The following is a 16,828-nucleotide window of genomic DNA, read 5'->3' as shown; positions in this document are numbered from 1 at the left end:
TAGTCGTATAAAAACAAAAAAGAGAACGTCCCGAATGGACGTTCCCTTCTATTTAAGACGTCAAGCGTTGACAATTCGCACAACGTCCATAGATTTCGAATTTATGATCTTCGACTTCAAAACCAGTCTCTTGAGCGGGTGAAATCCACTCCATCGGGCAGACATTCAACGTCTCCGTCTTGCCACAGATTCGGCATATCAAATGATGATGGTGATGACCGGAAGCACAGGCAGCCCGATATTTCATCTCACCGTCTAATTCCGTCACTTCTAATAAGTCGATTTCCGAAAAATCATTCAAGTTTCGATAAATCGTATCATAACTTAACGAAGGATGAGACGTCCGGAGAGCTTCTGCCACTTCCCGCGCACTGACATACCGATTCACTTCAAACAGATACGATAGCAAATCCAGACGTTTCGGTGTCATTTTAAACCCAGAAGCCTTCATTCGTTCACGCGCTTGTTCGATGTTCGTCTTCATGTGTTTTACCTCCTATCCAAAAACGTTCTAATAGCATGACGATGATCAGTTCGAGCACGGCAAGTAGGACAATCATTCCGCCGGGTGCTAAATCAAACTGATAAGCCAGGATGAGTCCAAGTACTGTTGCAATCTCACCGAAGATGATAGCTAAAAAGATCGTCGTCTTAAAACTTTTTGCAATTCGAAGTGCTGCCGCAACCGGCAACGTGATTAAGCTCGAGACAAGTAAAATCCCGACGATTCGCATACTAATCGCGATCACAAGCGCAACGACGATCATAAAGAGAATGTGAACTAAACGAAGTCGGATTCCCGAGACACGTGCCTGTTCCTCGTCAAATGAGAGGAACAACAATTCCTTATAAAAGGCAAAGACGAAGATGACGACCACGACCGTCACGATAAGAATCGTGTACACATCCGTTAAGGCAACAGCCGAAACCGTTCCAAATAAGAAGGAGACGAGATCCATTGAAAAGCCGTTCGCAAGACTAATGAATGTCGCACCGAGCCCCATCCCTGTTGCCATGATGATCGGAATCGCGAGTTCTTGAAAATGCTTATATTTAGCGCGCAACCAATCAATCGTCAGTGCCGCGATGACCGACGTCACGATTCCTAAGTACAGTGGATTTAAGTCCGCTAATTGCGCGACCATACCAGAAATCAAGAGACTGAGTGCAATCCCAGCTAACGTGACGTGCGAAAGTGCATCTGCGATCAGGCTCATCCGCCGGACGACGACGAACGAGCCAATCAATGGGGCCGTGAATCCAATTAAAATGGCAGCCACTAAAGCATACTGTAAAAATTTTAACGTCATGAATGCTTCGATCATTGGACACTCTTCCCTTCGTGAACGAGGACACGTCCCGGAACTGGATAGAGGGAGCGGATCGTCTGTTCATCTAGTTCCCAATACTCTTTAATGCCACAGTTACAACCTAAACGTCCATCGACCAAATGAATGACATCCGTGACGAGTTTGCTGACGAAATGGATATCATGTGTCACAAGGACGAACGTTCGCCGTTTATCTCGACGCAGTTCTTCAAGAATTTCATAAAATTCTTTCACGTATCGCTGATCGACACCAACAGTTGGTTCATCTAAGATCATTAAGTCTGGATCGTTGACGAGCGCACGCGCGATGAAGACGCGTTGTTGTTGACCGCCGGACAAGTCGCCGACTTTTGAATCACGGCGTTCCCACATTCCGACTGTTTCAAGGGCAGTCCGTACTTTGTCTCGATCATCGCGTGACAAACGACGAAAAAGTCCTTTTTTAGCATACAACCCCATCTCGACGACTTCTGCGACAGTTACCGGGAAACCCGAGTTAAACGAAGCTGCTTTTTGCGAGACATAGCTGATTCGCCACCATTCATTGAATTGCGATTGGGGTTGTCCGAATAAGCGAATCGTTCCTTTCGGTTGCAATAAACCTAAGATACATTTGATCAGCGTCGATTTCCCAGATCCATTTTCCCCGACGATTGCTAAGAATTGTCCTTGTTGAACCTGAAACGAAACTTGATTCAATACCCGGCGATCTGGATAATCATAGCTGACTTGATCAATCTCGATGATTGGTGTTTCCATTTATTTTCACTCCTTCCGTTTTCGTAAAACGGAATAATTACGTCTTAATCAACTGTCTTATTATAGCGTTCGCTAATTATTGGTGCAACTCTAGCAACTTCCTATCCTCCTTTGAAAATAATCAAGGTACAATAAAGACAGAAACTAGCTGTTTCCGGCTTGTTCAGGAAGGGAAATCTTTTAATGCACGCATCGCAGAGAGGAGTCGAGGTCACTTGAAACAAGAACTTGCAGTTATCGATATCGGTTCCAACTCAATTCGTTATGTCATCTTCCATCCGATCGCTTCTGGTCGTTACATCGAGAAGATTAACATTAAAGTCGTCGCGCGTTTATCTGCTCATATCAATAAAGACGGAGCACTTGACGACGCAGGCATCTCGTTACTCGAAGAAACGTTACATCGATTTTACGAAGTCGGTGTCACCCATGAGGTCGAGGAGACGATTTGTGTCGCGACCGCTGCTATTCGTAATGCGACGAATCGAGAAGCAATTGTTAAATCCGTTACTGAAAACACACCTTTTTCCATTCAGGTTCTAACAGACGAACAAGAAGCATACTATGGTTATTTTGCTATCATCAATTCGACCTTCCTGACAGATGGGTTTTCTGTCGACATCGGCGGTGGTTCCATGGAAGTCACCTTGATCGAAAATCGCGAGATGGTAGCGTATCATAGCTTTCCATTTGGCGCCGTCACATTGACACGGCAATTCGTTTCCGACGAGACACTTAGTGCAAGTGATAAGAAGAAGTTGGTGAAATTCTTACGGGAACAATTCGAATCGATACCATGGCTAAGTGATAAAAAGCTTCCTTTAATCGGTGTCGGTGGTTCTGCCCGAAACTTCGTTCGTATCCATCAATCCAATCAGGATTATCCGCTTCGGAGCGTTCATCAATATCAAATCAAGGCGAAGGAACTCGCGAAAATGGTCGATGATCTGGAAGGGAAATCAGCGAAACAGCTATCGAAAATCGAAGGGTTATCAAAGGATCGAATCGATATTTTCCTGCCGGCATTGATTGCGATCCAAGGGTTAGCTCAACACATCGAAGCGGAAGAATTCATCATGAGCAATCTCGGTCTTCGTGAAGGTCTTGTTTACGAGTTCGACGTGCAGGACGAAGCATACCGCCGGATTGAAAACGTACGTGAGCAGAGCCTCTATCAGCTTGAAAGTGATTATAAGGTCAATCGTGATCGTGCGTCGTATATCGGAACACTTGCTAAATCGATGTACCGTCAACTCGTCACGTTAGACCTGGTATCAGAACGAGCGTCCGATTTACGCCTCCTCGATTCCGCAAGTCGTTTGTTTTATTGCGGTCAATACATTAATCCGGATACGCGATCAGACCAAACGTTTTATTTGTTGACGAACACCGAAATGAATGGCATGACGCACAAGGATCGCGTTGCGCTCTCCCTTGTCAGCTCCTATTCTTCAGCGAAACGGATGCAACAATTAGCAAAGCCGTTCAAAGAATGGTTCACGGAAGAATCACTGGACCGCTTCGACTTACTCGGTTCTTTACTCAAGTTAAGCCATGCCCTCGACGTGACGGAACGAAAAGCTGTCGATCATTTGGAACTGTTCCTTAAAAAGGACCAACTCCAATTCGTCCTCGATACAGGCAATCACGATTATGGATTTGAAGTCGAAAAAGCCGAAAAACAAAAGAAACACCTGGAACGAATCATTGATTGTACGATTACCTTCGAAACGAAAGGAGATCTTCCTTCATGAAGCTCGACATACCGGAACATTTCAATAATCGTGAGCTCAGCTGGCTCCAGTTCAACGAACGTGTACTGGGTGAAGCTTTTGACACACGCAATCCATTAATGGAACGTTTTAAGTTTCTCGGTATCTTTAGTTCCAATTTAGACGAGTTCTATATGGTAAGGGTCGGTGGCTTAAAGGATGAAGTGCTCGCTGGGTTCAATAAACCGGAAAATAAACAACAGATGACACCTAAACAACAGTTACGTGCGATCGCCTTGAAAACAAAAGAGTTAGTCGATCGGCAATACGAAGCATTTCAAGCAATCAATCAGACGTTATCAGATGAAGGCATTACATTCTTAAAATACGACGCCCTGACTTCAGAACAAACGACCTATGTAAAATCCTTTTTCCGTGAACAAGTCTTTCCGGTACTCACGCCTGTTGCTGTCGATGCCTATCGTCCGTTCCCGATGTTGTCTTCAAAATCACTTAACATCGCAACGGTTCTTGAAGCAGAAGACGGGACGAAACGAAATTTGGCACTCGTACAAGTACCTGCTGTTTTACCGCGATTCGTCGATTTACCGGTAGAAGATGACGAGACGACGGCTGTCATTTTACTCGAAGACGTCATCATCGCCTTCATTGACAGTTTATTTAAAGGCTATCGCGTGTTGTCTGCCATGCCATTTCGGATCACCCGGAATGCCGACCTTCCGTTTCACGAAGAAGGGACACACGATTTATTGAAGTTAATCGAAAAGGAATTAAAAAAACGGCGTTGGGGGGTAGCAATTCGACTTGAAGTCCAAAAAGCTGCCATCAATACTGAACTACTCAACATGCTACGTGATGTACTTGATTTGCAGGAACGCGATATCTTTGCTGTAGATGGTCCGATTGATTTGACGTTCTCCTTCGCCTTCTACAGTCAAATCGGTGTTGAATATGATCATTTGATCTATCAGACGATCATGCCGGTCGACCCACCCGCACTCGATAGTTCAAAAAATCTGTTCAATCAATTACTGGAACGCGACTATCTCTTGCATCATCCGTATCATACGTTTGATCCTATCGTCCGGTTCATCGTCCAAGCGGCTAATGATCCGAACGTCCTTGCCATCAAACAAACCCTTTACCGCGTATCTGGTGACTCACCGATCATTAAAGCCTTAAAAACAGCAGCCGAGAACGGGAAACAGGTCACTGTCCTCGTCGAACTCAAAGCTCGATTCGATGAGGCGAAGAACATCGAGTGGGCAAAGCAGTTAGAAAAAGCCGGCGCTCATGTCATCTACGGATATAGTGATTTAAAGACGCACTCGAAGATCACGCTCGTCGTCCGACTCCACGAAGGAAAGATTCAGCGTTTCGTCCATCTTGGTACCGGCAACTATAATGATTCGACGGCGAAACTATACACGGATGTCGGATTATTGACGGCTCGAGAAGAAATCGCCGAAGATGCGACAAACTTCTTTAACTGGTTGTCCGGATACGGGGAACAACCCGAATGGAACGTCATCCAAACTTCACCGAACGCGATGCTTGAGAAGTTCCTGTCATTGATTGATGAAGAAATCCATCATCATCAAAAACACGGAAACGGTCGAATCGTCGCCAAGATGAATAGTTTAACGGAGAAAGACATCATCTTACGTCTCTATAAGGCATCGCGCGCCGGTGTACAAGTCGAACTTATCGTTCGTGGCGTCTGTTGTCTGCGTCCTGGCATTCCAGGTGTTTCGGAGAACATTCGCGTCATCTCGATCGTTGATCGTTATTTGGAACATTCACGCATCTTCTACTTCCATCATAACGGGCAGGATTTGATGTATGGATCAAGTGCTGACTGGATGACACGCAACATGCGAAAACGGATTGAAATCTTGTTCCCGATTATGGACGAAGAACATAAACAATATCTAAAGGATTGTCTCGCCCTCGCCCTTGCTGATAATGTCAAAGCGCGTGAGCAGACAGCCGCTGGATCCTATTATTACGTTAAAGACGGAAAACAGAGCTGCGAATCACAGTTGCTGATTCTAGATTATACGAGCGGCAAATTAAAGCAAAAACCAAGTTTTACAGCTCCATTGAAACAAAAGTGGATCACAATCGAAAAGAAGGATGACAAAGTCATTCTTGATCAAAATGCCACCTGACATTTAAGATATACTTTACTTCAAATGCTGATTACAGCAGAAAGGACGAAATGTATGCTTCAGCAAATCTTGTTATCCCTTCTCGCAGGCGTCATCTGCGGAGTCGTGTTCACCGCATTGAAATTACCAATCCCTGCTCCACCCGTTTTCCCAGCCGTCGTCGGGATCTTTGGTGTCTTCCTTGGGATGAAAATCTATCTGTTTTTAGTAGAACGCTTTTTCTAATCTAAATGAAAACAGTTCTCTTTACTGCCAGCGCAGATAGAGAACTGTTTTTTTGATTCTTTTAAGGTTTTAATGATTGGATGATCAGTCATACGAGCTCTGCTTGAATAGAAAAAGCTTTTACTCACTCTCTTCCGTCGCCGCCGCCGTATCCATAGCATGCAACATCCGTTGATGTAACCACCGGTGACATGTCGGACACACCGTCTGGTATCCTTCTGATGTCAAATGCCATTCGAGTAACGACTGCCTAGACTCCTCACAATGAACACATTGACGCGCAATTTGTTCTAGATGATTTCGCTCCTTGAAGCGCTCGATTCGACGTTGTTTAGATTGTTCGAGTGTCAGCACATCGGTTTCGAAATACCCATACTGCCATGAATCAAGCAGACGTGTGCGAAACGCGCTTTCGACTGGTCCGGTTTTAAGACTAAGTTGATCGAGTGGTCGTCCAAGTAACGGATGTCGTAAATCCACACTGATGAGATCAAGACATACATAAGATCCTTCCGAATCGTCAGCAACGGTCAACCAAAACGGATCCTCTGGACGTGTCGTATACTCCGTGAACAAGACTTCTGCATACGCAATGATTCCATCAGACGTCGCAAGAAATACTTCTTCTCCCTCTGCCAGATCTGCCGGCAAATAAAACGGTTCCTTTGTTTCATAATAGTGGACAACAGCTTGTCGTATCGCAAAATTAGTCTCATCGACGACGAGTATATGACACATCACTGACACCCCTTTATGAGTTATTCGACCGGTGCTCCTAGAATCGGTAGACGCCAGTCTGCATCAAATGCACCCGAACGTAACATATCGATTTCTTGTTTATACGGTGCTACTTTTTTCTTTGGATTGAGACCAATGTAAGGTGTCTCTAGAATTTTGGGTAAATGAGCCAGGGCAGGATGATGCACGACACGGTGTAAGGCATCAAATCCAATCTCACCAAAACCAATATTTTCGTGACGGTCTTTCCGCGCACCGCGGACATTTTTCGAGTCATTCACATGGATGACACCAAGACGATCCAGTCCGACGATTCGGTCGAATTGTTCGAGAACACCATCTAGGTCGTGCACGATATCGTATCCCGCATCATGCACGTGGCATGTATCAAGACAGACGGACAGACGATCATGATGTGTGACGCCTTCAATGATCTGAGCAAGTTCCTCGAAGGTTTTTCCGATTTCCGATCCTTTTCCAGCCATCGTCTCAAGCGCGATCTTCACCTGTTCTTCGCCTGTCAATACTTCATTGAGTCCTTCAACGATCCGTTTGATTCCAACCTCTTCCCCAGCACCTACATGCGCACCTGGATGCAATACGATGTGTCGTGCTTTCTCTAGAGCTTCTGCTCGTTTGATCTCAGCTCCTAAAAACGAAACCGCGAGTTCGAATGTCTCGGGTTTTGTCGTATTCCCCAGGTTGATGATATACGGTGCGTGTACGACGATTTCTTCAATTCCATTCGCACTCATATGTTGCAACGCTTCCGGAATTCGTAACTCTTCCATCGGCTTACGGCGTGTATTTTGAGGTGCTCCTGTATAGACCATCATCGTCGTTGCACCATAAGACGCTGCTTCCTCACTGGCACCTAACAGCATTTTTTTCCCCGAAACGGAGACGTGTGAACCTATTTTCATGTTGTTTTCCACCTTTCTCTTTTTACAGTGTACCAAATCTTGAAAACGACAAGACACCCGAAAAATGTTTTTTCATTTCACGGGTGTCATCAATGGAGTTATTTTGATTTGCGGGCGTTTTCTTTACGTTGCGCGCGACCGACACCACGTTGTTCTTTGATGCGTTCACGTTTTGCTGTTTCTTTCAGCTTATATTGATGTTTCTTCTTATAACCTGGTTTAACACGTTTTTTCGCTTTTGCTGCTTCACCCGAAAGGCGACTATGCGCTGTCTTCGAGACGGCAGTCTTCATGTGCGGCTTCGCACGGCGGCGTTCTTTGACTTCGACGATTTGACTGCCTTTGACATCGACGTTCGTAAATTGAATGCCACGATCCTCTAAGCGATTGATCATACCGTTCTCGTGATCTTCAAACAGCGTGTACGCCAATCCATCTTGATCGACACGACCTGTCCGACCAACACGGTGAACGTAGAAGTCCAAGTCTTTCGGAATACCGTGGTTGATGACGTGTGAGACACCTGAAATATCGATTCCACGTGCAGCAAGATCCGTCACGATGACATACTGGTACTTCGCATCGTTGATTTCCTTGATCGCTTGTTTCCGGCGACGAGCCGGGAGATCACCGTGAAGAGAACCAACATTAAGTCCTGCTTCTAGGAACAAAGCTTCGACTTCGATTGCTTCTGCTTTTGTGTTCGTAAAGATCAGACAGATATAAGGGTTCAACGCTTTCGCGACTTTTAGCGTCAACTCTGAGCGCTCACGGTGCTTGACTGGAATCGTATGGTGAACGATTTTCTTCGCTGTCTGCTGTTTCGGATCCACATGGGCGTAACGCGGGTTGTTCATGTATTTTTTCAAAAACGGTTGCAATTTCTCAGGAATCGTTGCTGAGAAGACCATCATCTGAAGCTGTTCTGGAAGAGCTTGAGCAATCCGGTCAACTTCTGGCAAGAACCCCATATCGAGCATTTGATCCGCTTCATCGATGACGTAGTGCTTCACGAAATGCGGCTTCAATGCTTGTTCCTTGAATAAATCTAAAATACGTCCCGGTGTTCCGATGACGATTTGTGGCGAGACTTTAACACGACCAATTTGACGTTCGCGATCCATCCCACCTGTAATGAGACTCGTTTTGATGAAGTCAGGTTCTTTCACGAGTAACGATTTTAGTTCTTCATGGATTTGCCAAGCAAGTTCACGCGTCGGAGCAACGATGATCGCCTGTAATTCTTGAAGCTTCGGATCGACGTTTTGAACGATTGGAAGAAGGAACGATAACGTTTTTCCTGTTCCTGTTTGTGATTGACCGATGATATCGCGCCCCTTTACTGCAGCTGGGATGATCCGCGACTGAATGTCGGTCGGTTTTGTGATGCGGGCGTCATCGAGTGCTTCGATGACGAACGGGTGTAATTGATAATGGCTGAATCCATTCATGAATTGACACCGTCCTTTCCTTATTTGCTGAGGCATCTGCCTCTCGATTAGTTCAACATGGTTATGGGTCTACTACCGTCATACAGATAGGAGTACGTATAAAAACGATTTGGAATCTTTTTGTTTTTCGTATGAAGCTTCAATGCACTGAAGGCGACTTTCATCATCTCATCAGCACTCTGGACGACCGTCGCATCCATCGATTTCATGTCAACAGCTTCTAATATAGCACGATTCCCGTCTATGCCGACAATTATTTTTCCTTTGATGCCTGCTTTTTTCAATGCTTCGAGGACACCAAGCGCGATATCGTCATTATGACAATAGACGGCATCAAACGGAATTCCTGACTCAATCACCTGCGTCATAACCTTTTCTGAAGTGATGGGGTCGTAATCCCCATTCACGGATTCGACAATCTGAAGTTCCGGCTCACGCTCAAGACCAGTCAAAAATCCTCGGTGTCGTTCATTCGTTGTATTGACGTTTGCTGTCCCTGCGACTTCAATGATATTGGCGGTAGCTCGTCCCGTCTGCTTGATACGTTCGTGTTTAATGAATGATGCAAGTTGTTCCCCAATCAATTGATTATTTGAAGTGATTGAACTGACGACTGCATCGGAACGAATCAATCGATCGATGGCAAAAACCGGAATCCCGGCACGAGCCGCTTCTTCTAATGTATTAGCGATATAGACGTCATCTAGTGTCGTCACGAAGATCGCATCGACTTTCATCCGAATGAACTCTTGAATCTGCTCCCGTTCATTGATACGTGAGTTATGGGAAGTCGTGACGACCGCTTCGTATTTATTGATTTTTGCCTGCGTTTTAAACGCATCTACGAGCCGTTGTGCGAACTCATGCTTATCATTCACGATCGTAAATCCAACGAGATGACGTCGTGGACTAGGATCTGGATTGACGAACAAGTTGGAAATGAACAGAACGGATGAAATCCAGACAATCAGGACGAATAACCAGGCCTTATTGAATTTCATTCCATTTGCTCCTTTCGTGGCAAGTGAACTTGAATCGTCGTACCGACGCCCGGCTTACTATCAAAGATCATTTTCCCTTTATGATCACGGACGATTTGTTTCGACATGAAGATCCCAAGTCCATTTCCGTCGACTTTCGATGTTTTGAATGCTTGACCGACATGTTCGATTTGATCTCCGTCCATACCGATTCCGTTATCCTGAACAATGAATACGACCTCTTCTGGATAGACATGGACATGCAGATGACATATGCCGTCCGGTCCTTTAAACGCAACAGCTTGTAGGGCATTTCGGACACAGTTTGCTAAAATTTGTAAGATTCCCTCTTCTGACGCATAAATCTTCGGCATAAAGGATGGTGTATAAATCTTGCAGTCCGCCTCGTAATGATGCGCTTCAGCTTCGAGGATATATGTCAATTTCTTCATTAAATCATTCATATCAATCGTCGTTTTTTGAAGCGCATTGTTCTCACCTTTTGACAGATCGAGCATCGTTTGAATCATACCATTCGCCCGATCGAGTTCTGATAAAGCAAGAACGAGCATTTCTGCATTACGATCTTTTTCCGTCGCTAACAACTGTAAGGTCATCTTAACAGGCGTCAATGGATTACGGATTTCGTGTGCGATTCCTGCTGCTAATTGACCGAGTGATGCTAATTTTTCTTGATGTAACATCGTTTGTTGCTGACTCAATTGCTCAAGACGCGCATTTTCCATCCGTTGTGCATACTCGTTATAGGCGGCAACGAGTGTCTTGACCTCATTAGATCCCGCTCGCTCAAGAACGATCGGTTTGGGTGAGGTGCTTTTCTCGATTTTATTTACAAGTTCAAGCATCGGCGCGGTCAACTGCTTCGACATCAAATAGCCGACAATTAGACTGAGGACAAGCGTTAAAGCCGCGATGATCAAATATTGTTGTCGTGTCGTATAGACCGGTTCATAAAAAACATTTCGCGGCGTTCGAACGAGTATTTTCCAATCCGTCACTTTCAAATCTTTCGCAAAGTAATACATATCTTGATTCGTACTAAAAATCTCGGAAGGTTCTAGCGATTTAAAAGCACGGTCAACCACACTTCTTGATAATACGCGCTCTTCATCTGTCACGAGATTACTGGATGTGGCTAACAATTGTTTTTTACTATTGAAGAGGTAAGCAATGGTCTGATCGTCGAATGATTCAAGTGAATTTCGAAAAACAATCGAATTCATGACGCTTAATCCACCACCAAAGACTCCGACACGCTCATTGCCGTCTCGAATCGGGACGAACATGTACGTGACAGCATCTGACTCCATCGTATATAGCTTGCTCATATGAAAATCCGTACTCGTCAACGTTTGCAAAAAATCGTCGTCTTTTAGGATGGTACTATTCTCCACTCGACGATCATCGCTTGAAAACCAGGTGATTTGTTTCGTCTTTCGGTCAAAATAAAAGAGACTTTTAAATCCTGTATCAATATCTAACAAATTGGATTCCTCAATTTTTTGACTCAACTTTTTAGGGTTTTTGACATTCAACTGCAAGCTCATGATTTCTTCATGCAAATTCCCGACATTGTCGCGAATCGCATTCCCAGAGACTTCAACACTTTTTTCACTCTGTTTCTCTGTTTGTTGTTCGACTCGGGAAATCGTGACCCGGTCTGCAGTGAAGGCAAGCGCTGAAATGACAAGACAAATCAGGATGAATAAGACGGCGGTGATTTGGAAAAAATACGACCGCATCATTTTCTTTGACTCCATCCCTTCGCCTCCCTTTTGAATAATTGACAACTTCATTAGTATAGCATGTTCTGTGGCTGAAACAGACTCCTCTATTTTCATTCAGCTTCAATCAATGGTACACTCTAACTAATCATTCTTTTTCACAAAGGGAGAATCTACAACTATGCTAGTAAAAAAAATCAGCCCCCGCGGCTATTGTTACGGTGTCGTCGACGCAATGAAACTTGCACAACAAGCGGCATTGAATAAAGATTTGCCACGTCCGATCCATATTTTAGGGATGATCGTCCACAATGCTCACGTTACACGTGAGTTCGAAAACATGGGCGTCATCACTGTTGATGGTCCTGATCGCCTCGAAGCCTTAGAGACGATTCAAGAGGGAACGGTCATCTTTACAGCACACGGTATTTCACCTGCTGTTTATGCTCGTGCTGCAGAGAAGAACTTACACGTCGTCGATGCGACGTGTCCTGACGTAACGCGTACCCACGACTTGATTCGTCAAGTCGTCGCAGATGATTACGAAGTCATCTACGTCGGGAAACATGGGCATCCGGAGCCTGAAGGTGCCGTCGGCGTAGCGCCGGAACATGTTCACCTCATCGAAAAAGTCGAAGATATCGATGAACTTCCTCCTCAGCTTGCTCATAAAAAAATCATCGTCACGAACCAGACAACGATGAGTCAATGGGATGTCCAAGCTTTGATGGAACACGTTCGGAAAAAATATCCGCATGTGGAAGTACACAATGAAATCTGTAACGCAACACAAGTCCGACAAGAAGCGGTAGCGGATCAAGCAGGAGACTGTGATCTCGTCATCGTCGTCGGTGACCCACGTTCGAACAACTCGAACCGTTTGGCACAGGTATCCTTTGATATCGCAGGAACTCCTGCACATCGAATCGGCGATTTAACGGAGCTTGATTTATCATGGCTTGAAGGTGTACAGCAAGTCGGCGTCACATCAGGTGCATCGACGCCAACACCGATCACGAAAAAAGTCATCGACTTCTTACAACAATATGATCCTACTGATATTAGTACGCATGACAAGACACCATTCCTTGAACTAAGACGGATTTTGCCTAAAGTCAAAGTACTTTAATCCTAACAATCGATACAGCAAAACCGAGTCGCGATTATCATTCGCGACTCGGTTTTTTACTGCTCAAAAGATACCCTTAGCGTACTCGATTCGTTGCCTCACAAAAACTGAAACGGATTCGTATTCGCTGTTGAAATTAGTAGTTCAACGTCGATTTTTTTCTGATCGAATCGGCGCTTCAATTCGTTGACGACGCCTTCTTTCATGACCGACTCTACATGATGTCCGGGATCAACGACCGCTAGTCCAAGTGCCATCGCATCATGGGCGACATGAAAATAGAGATCACCCGTGACAAGGACATCGGCTCCGGCAAAAGCTGCTGTCGAGACATATTTATTCCCATCGCCACCGAGAACAGCGACTTTATTGATCTCCCGTGATTCGTCTCCAACGAAACGCAAGTTTTGAACACCAAACACCGTCCGAACGTGCTCTGCAAATGCTCGCAACGTCATGGGTTTCGGCAATCGACCTATCCGTCCGAGACCAAGTGGCGCTGCCGGACGTTCCTGCTTTATGAGATCATAGGCTACCTCTTCGTAAGGATGTGCCTGCTTCATCGCTCGAATGACTTGTTTCTGATCCAATTCCGTCACGATCGTCTCAATTCGGACTTCAGAAACCCGCTCGAGTTGATTCGCTTCACCGATATATGGCGTAGCCTCAGGCGACGGTCGGAATTGCCCAGTTCCATTGACATGAAACTGGCAGTCACTATAATCCCCTTCTTGCCCGGCTCCTGCTTTTGCAAGTGCTGTCGAGACACGCTCTGCAGCTTCTGTTGGTACAAAAACGCTCAACTTGTAGCGCGTATTTTCAAATGTGGGGGCGAGAACTTCACATGACTCAAGACCGATTGCCTCTGCCATCCAATCATTGACCCCTCCTGGTGTCACATCAAGGTTCGTATGCGCAGCGTACACCGCAATATCGTGCTTGATACATTTTGTGACGATGCGTCCTGTTGCGGAACGATCCGTCACATTCGCTAACTTGCTAAAAATCGGTGGATGATGCGCGATGATGAGATCAACCTTTTTTTCAATCGCTTCATCAACGACAGACTCCAAGACATCAAGTGTCACGAGCACACGTTTTACGTCCTTGTTCAACGTTCCAATATGCAAACCGATCGGATCACCCTCGAGCGCGAATTTTTTCGGAGCGAACGCTTCAAACTGCTCAATGACATAATTCCCATTCGCCATCAGCTTGTCACCTCTTCCATCTTTTGAATCAATCGTTCGATCGCTATGATTTTTTCAGATAAGATTTCCGTAGTTTGTCCTTGTTTCATCTGCTCCAAAATATACTGACGTTTTTGTTTTTCCATTTGCCACTTTGCAATGAATTCTGGCGCTCGCTCTCGCATCAACTGCGGACCAAAGAAGAGTTCCCATTGTCGTGTTGTTTCATCTTCCGAATATAAGGTTTCTTCGCCACGTTCCGCGACAAGGATTTCATAAATCTTCCCATTCTCCTCGACGATGGCTTCTGACAATAAGGCATACGAATGTGCGAGTAACCAGTTTCGGACATCGACTGCATCGACATTCGGTTGTAGAATCAAACGTTCTTCTCCCGACAATCGATCTTTCCCTTCTTCAAGGATTGAGGCAATCAATGTTCCACCCATTCCCGCGATCGTGATCGCTGTCGCTTCTCCCGGTTTCAATACCGATAGACCACTCCCGAGACGGACATCAATTTGGGACTCGAGTCCTACAAGTGCCACTTGTCCTTTTGCGGCTTCCATCGGTCCTTCATTCACTTCCCCCGCGATGGCGCGTTCGATTTTATTTTGTTGGATACAAAAACACGGTACGAATGCATGATCCGAACCAATATCTGCAAGGATGGCTCCTTGTGGAATATACGACACGACTTTTTGGAGTCGTTGATCCAATACGACGTTCATTTGCATCTTCTTCATCCTTCCTATTTTCCGAAAACTCTCTTTTAAAATAGCGGATTTACAGTAAAAAAGAAACCATCCGCCCATAAAAAAACATCCATCTCGTAACGAGATAGATGCTCTTGTTCTTATTTCTTAGCAGCTAACCATTTAGCTAGAACAGCTGCTTCTTCGTCATTCGCAAGACCGCCAGGCATTTGCCCTTTACCGTTCATTGCGATGTTCTTGATTTCATCTTCTTTCAGCTTCGCGCCGATCTTTGTTAAGTTCGGACCAACGCCGCCTTCTAAGTTTCCACCGTGACATCCTGTACATCCTTTAGATGCAAACAAGTCTTCTGGCTTCATTTCTGCAGTTGACGGCCCTTTGCGAGCTTCCTTCACCTGATCGACCCCAAAGTAAGACAATGAAATCATTGCGATGATGGCGATGACTGCGATCGCCGCAAACGGTACTAATGGATTACGCATTTGGATTCCCCCCATATTCTATACCCAACCAAGTTGGTGACTGAATGGTATTCCCCGTTACTATTCTACTGTAAAAAAAACAGGGAAGGAAGAAAAAAACGAAACTTTTTTCTCCCTTCCCACTAAAATTTCATATATTCTTCACACTTTGAATTAATCGAGGAAGTCTTTCAAGCGTTTTGAACGACTTGGATGACGAAGTTTCCGAAGTGCTTTTGCTTCGATTTGACGAATCCGCTCACGCGTGACGCCAAACACCTTGCCGACTTCTTCGAGTGTTCGAGTCCGACCATCATCAAGTCCGAAGCGAAGACGAAGGACGTTTTCTTCACGATCCGTGAGTGTATCTAACACATCTTCGAGTTGCTCTTTTAAGAGTTCATATGCAGCAGCATCCTGTGGTGCTGTCGCATCTTGATCCTCGATGAAATCACCGAGGTGTGAATCGTCTTCTTCCCCGATCGGTGTCTCAAGAGAAACCGGCTCTTGCGCAATTTTCAGGATTTCACGAACTTTTTCCGGCGTGATTTCCATCTCTTTCGAAATCTCTTCCGGTGAAGGTTCGCGTCCGAGATCTTGCAAAAGTTGACGTTGGACACGAATCAATTTATTGATCGTCTCAACCATATGAACCGGAATCCGGATCGTCCGTGCTTGGTCGGCGATCGCACGTGTGATCGCTTGACGAATCCACCACGTTGCATACGTCGAGAATTTATATCCCTTCGTATAGTCGAATTTCTCGACCGCCTTGATCAGACCCATGTTACCTTCTTGAATCAAATCAAGGAACAACATACCGCGTCCGACATACCGTTTAGCGATCGAAACGACGAGACGTAAATTTGCTTCCGCTAGACGTTTTTTCGCTTCCTCATCGTTTTGTTCGATTCGTTTCGCGAGTTCGACTTCGTCTTCTGCATTCAACAAATCCACGCGTCCGATTTCTTTTAGATACATCCGGACAGGGTCATTGATCTTAACGCCGGGTGGAACAGACAAATCGTTCAAATCCGCCTCTTCCTTTTCATCTCCTGTACCGTCATTGTTAACCTTGATACCTTCTGTTTCAAGCAATTGAAGGAATTCCTCGAATTGCTGAGCATCCATTGATTCGAACGAACTCAGTTTGTCTTCGATTTTCTGGTGCGACAATTCACCATTCTTATGTCCGAGCGCGATGAGTTCCTCTTTCGCGAGACGGAGTAATTCAGCTTCTGATCTTGCTTTTTCTGCCATCGAACCATACACTCCTT

16 protein-coding genes are annotated in these 16,828 nt (G+C 45.2%); 4 read left to right on the top strand and 12 right to left on the bottom strand.

Features of this window, described 5'->3' with window-relative positions:
• Positions 1 to 52: 52 nt before the first annotated feature.
• Genes ACY2IG_RS04675 through ACY2IG_RS04665 form a run of 3 tightly spaced genes read right to left on the bottom strand, consistent with a single transcriptional unit; the run spans position 53 to position 2,089 of the window.
• The gene (locus tag ACY2IG_RS04675; RefSeq protein WP_035409180.1) at positions 53 to 484 is read right to left on the bottom strand and encodes a Fur family transcriptional regulator; all 432 of its coding nucleotides are present in this window, start codon (positions 482 to 484) and stop codon (positions 53 to 55) included.
• Positions 456 to 1,325, bottom strand: a complete 870-nt coding sequence (locus tag ACY2IG_RS04670; RefSeq protein WP_035409182.1) for a metal ABC transporter permease — start codon at positions 1,323 to 1,325, stop codon at positions 456 to 458. The genes ACY2IG_RS04675 and ACY2IG_RS04670 overlap by 29 nt, the downstream gene beginning before the upstream one ends.
• Positions 1,322 to 2,089 (bottom strand): metal ABC transporter ATP-binding protein, encoded by a 768-nt coding sequence (locus ACY2IG_RS04665; RefSeq protein WP_035409184.1) that lies wholly within the window; start codon positions 2,087 to 2,089, stop codon positions 1,322 to 1,324. Before ACY2IG_RS04665 ends, ACY2IG_RS04670 begins: the two co-directional genes overlap by 4 nt.
• A gap of 215 nt (positions 2,090 to 2,304) precedes the next feature.
• Here ACY2IG_RS04665 and ACY2IG_RS04660 point away from each other — a divergent pair, with 215 nt between their 5' ends.
• The 3 genes from ACY2IG_RS04660 to ACY2IG_RS04650 are packed head-to-tail and all read left to right on the top strand — an operon-like array spanning position 2,305 to position 6,218.
• The gene (locus ACY2IG_RS04660) at positions 2,305 to 3,843 is read left to right on the top strand and encodes a Ppx/GppA phosphatase family protein (protein WP_462618411.1); all 1,539 of its coding nucleotides are present in this window, start codon (positions 2,305 to 2,307) and stop codon (positions 3,841 to 3,843) included.
• The gene (locus ACY2IG_RS04655; RefSeq protein WP_035409188.1) at positions 3,840 to 5,993 is read left to right on the top strand and encodes an RNA degradosome polyphosphate kinase; all 2,154 of its coding nucleotides are present in this window, start codon (positions 3,840 to 3,842) and stop codon (positions 5,991 to 5,993) included. Before ACY2IG_RS04660 ends, ACY2IG_RS04655 begins: the two co-directional genes overlap by 4 nt.
• Before the next feature lie 54 nt (positions 5,994 to 6,047).
• Complete coding sequence (locus ACY2IG_RS04650; RefSeq protein WP_023467523.1) at positions 6,048 to 6,218, top strand: XapX domain-containing protein; 171 nt, start codon at positions 6,048 to 6,050, stop codon at positions 6,216 to 6,218.
• 120 nt (positions 6,219 to 6,338) lie between these two features.
• Here the strand turns inward: ACY2IG_RS04650 and ACY2IG_RS04645 are convergent, their stop codons facing one another.
• The 5 genes from ACY2IG_RS04645 to ACY2IG_RS04625 all read right to left on the bottom strand — a co-directional run bounded on the left by ACY2IG_RS04645 (position 6,339) and on the right by ACY2IG_RS04625 (position 12,091).
• The gene (locus tag ACY2IG_RS04645) at positions 6,339 to 6,956 is read right to left on the bottom strand and encodes a hypothetical protein (protein WP_056060149.1); all 618 of its coding nucleotides are present in this window, start codon (positions 6,954 to 6,956) and stop codon (positions 6,339 to 6,341) included.
• A gap of 20 nt (positions 6,957 to 6,976) precedes the next feature.
• Positions 6,977 to 7,879, bottom strand: coding sequence for a deoxyribonuclease IV (locus tag ACY2IG_RS04640; protein ID WP_462618410.1), 903 nt, complete (start codon positions 7,877 to 7,879; stop codon positions 6,977 to 6,979).
• Between the two features lie 98 nt (positions 7,880 to 7,977).
• Positions 7,978 to 9,330, bottom strand: coding sequence for a DEAD/DEAH box helicase (locus ACY2IG_RS04635; RefSeq protein WP_035409194.1), 1,353 nt, complete (start codon positions 9,328 to 9,330; stop codon positions 7,978 to 7,980).
• 47 nt (positions 9,331 to 9,377) lie between these two features.
• On the bottom strand, positions 9,378 to 10,331 hold the full coding sequence (locus tag ACY2IG_RS04630) for a sugar ABC transporter substrate-binding protein (protein WP_056060147.1): 954 nt from the start codon (positions 10,329 to 10,331) through the stop codon (positions 9,378 to 9,380).
• Positions 10,328 to 12,091 carry a two-component system sensor histidine kinase NtrB gene (locus ACY2IG_RS04625; RefSeq protein ID WP_462618409.1) on the bottom strand — a complete coding sequence of 588 codons (1,764 nt, stop codon included), beginning with the start codon at positions 12,089 to 12,091 and terminating at the stop codon, positions 10,328 to 10,330. The genes ACY2IG_RS04630 and ACY2IG_RS04625 overlap by 4 nt, the downstream gene beginning before the upstream one ends.
• Positions 12,092 to 12,236: 145 nt before the next feature.
• Between ACY2IG_RS04625 and ACY2IG_RS04620 the strand changes: the two genes are divergently transcribed.
• Positions 12,237 to 13,184 (top strand): 4-hydroxy-3-methylbut-2-enyl diphosphate reductase, encoded by a 948-nt coding sequence (locus ACY2IG_RS04620; RefSeq protein WP_035409199.1) that lies wholly within the window; start codon positions 12,237 to 12,239, stop codon positions 13,182 to 13,184.
• Positions 13,185 to 13,282: 98 nt separating this feature from the next.
• Here ACY2IG_RS04620 and ACY2IG_RS04615 read toward each other — a convergent pair whose 3' ends face one another.
• The 4 genes from ACY2IG_RS04615 to rpoD form a co-directional block, all read right to left on the bottom strand.
• Positions 13,283 to 14,395 (bottom strand): Nif3-like dinuclear metal center hexameric protein, encoded by a 1,113-nt coding sequence (locus ACY2IG_RS04615; RefSeq protein ID WP_035409201.1) that lies wholly within the window; start codon positions 14,393 to 14,395, stop codon positions 13,283 to 13,285.
• Positions 14,395 to 15,105, bottom strand: coding sequence for a tRNA (adenine(22)-N(1))-methyltransferase (locus ACY2IG_RS04610; protein ID WP_069201467.1), 711 nt, complete (start codon positions 15,103 to 15,105; stop codon positions 14,395 to 14,397). The genes ACY2IG_RS04615 and ACY2IG_RS04610 overlap by 1 nt, the downstream gene beginning before the upstream one ends.
• 125 nt (positions 15,106 to 15,230) lie before the next feature.
• On the bottom strand, positions 15,231 to 15,572 hold the full coding sequence (gene cccA, locus ACY2IG_RS04605) for a cytochrome c550 (protein WP_035409203.1): 342 nt from the start codon (positions 15,570 to 15,572) through the stop codon (positions 15,231 to 15,233).
• A 153-nt stretch (positions 15,573 to 15,725) separates the two neighbouring features.
• Positions 15,726 to 16,811 carry an RNA polymerase sigma factor RpoD gene (rpoD, locus tag ACY2IG_RS04600; RefSeq protein ID WP_023467512.1) on the bottom strand — a complete coding sequence of 362 codons (1,086 nt, stop codon included), beginning with the start codon at positions 16,809 to 16,811 and terminating at the stop codon, positions 15,726 to 15,728.
• Between the last annotated feature and the right edge of the window lie 17 nt (positions 16,812 to 16,828).

The organism is Exiguobacterium sp. EF_C8 (assembly GCF_054956715.1).
This window is presented reverse-complemented; position numbering and strand designations above follow the sequence as displayed.

What these genes read in the sequence shown, in the direction of transcription:
- ACY2IG_RS04675 (WP_035409180.1), bottom strand. Translation starts at nt 484, where the DNA reads ATGAAGACGAACATCGAACAAGCGCGTGAACGAATGAAGGCTTCTGGG.
- ACY2IG_RS04670 (WP_035409182.1), bottom strand. Translation starts at nt 1,325, where the DNA reads ATGATCGAAGCATTCATGACGTTAAAATTTTTACAGTATGCTTTAGTG.
- ACY2IG_RS04665 (WP_035409184.1), bottom strand. Translation starts at nt 2,089, where the DNA reads ATGGAAACACCAATCATCGAGATTGATCAAGTCAGCTATGATTATCCA.
- ACY2IG_RS04655 (WP_035409188.1), top strand. Translation starts at nt 3,840, where the DNA reads ATGAAGCTCGACATACCGGAACATTTCAATAATCGTGAGCTCAGCTGG.
- ACY2IG_RS04650 (WP_023467523.1), top strand. Translation starts at nt 6,048, where the DNA reads ATGCTTCAGCAAATCTTGTTATCCCTTCTCGCAGGCGTCATCTGCGGA.
- ACY2IG_RS04645 (WP_056060149.1), bottom strand. Translation starts at nt 6,956, where the DNA reads ATGTGTCATATACTCGTCGTCGATGAGACTAATTTTGCGATACGACAA.
- ACY2IG_RS04640 (WP_462618410.1), bottom strand. Translation starts at nt 7,879, where the DNA reads ATGAAAATAGGTTCACACGTCTCCGTTTCGGGGAAAAAAATGCTGTTA.
- ACY2IG_RS04635 (WP_035409194.1), bottom strand. Translation starts at nt 9,330, where the DNA reads ATGAATGGATTCAGCCATTATCAATTACACCCGTTCGTCATCGAAGCA.
- ACY2IG_RS04630 (WP_056060147.1), bottom strand. Translation starts at nt 10,331, where the DNA reads ATGAAATTCAATAAGGCCTGGTTATTCGTCCTGATTGTCTGGATTTCA.
- ACY2IG_RS04625 (WP_462618409.1), bottom strand. Translation starts at nt 12,091, where the DNA reads ATGGAGTCAAAGAAAATGATGCGGTCGTATTTTTTCCAAATCACCGCC.
- ACY2IG_RS04620 (WP_035409199.1), top strand. Translation starts at nt 12,237, where the DNA reads ATGCTAGTAAAAAAAATCAGCCCCCGCGGCTATTGTTACGGTGTCGTC.
- ACY2IG_RS04615 (WP_035409201.1), bottom strand. Translation starts at nt 14,395, where the DNA reads ATGGCGAATGGGAATTATGTCATTGAGCAGTTTGAAGCGTTCGCTCCG.
- ACY2IG_RS04610 (WP_069201467.1), bottom strand. Translation starts at nt 15,105, where the DNA reads ATGAACGTCGTATTGGATCAACGACTCCAAAAAGTCGTGTCGTATATT.
- cccA (WP_035409203.1), bottom strand. Translation starts at nt 15,572, where the DNA reads ATGCGTAATCCATTAGTACCGTTTGCGGCGATCGCAGTCATCGCCATC.
- rpoD (WP_023467512.1), bottom strand. Translation starts at nt 16,811, where the DNA reads ATGGCAGAAAAAGCAAGATCAGAAGCTGAATTACTCCGTCTCGCGAAA.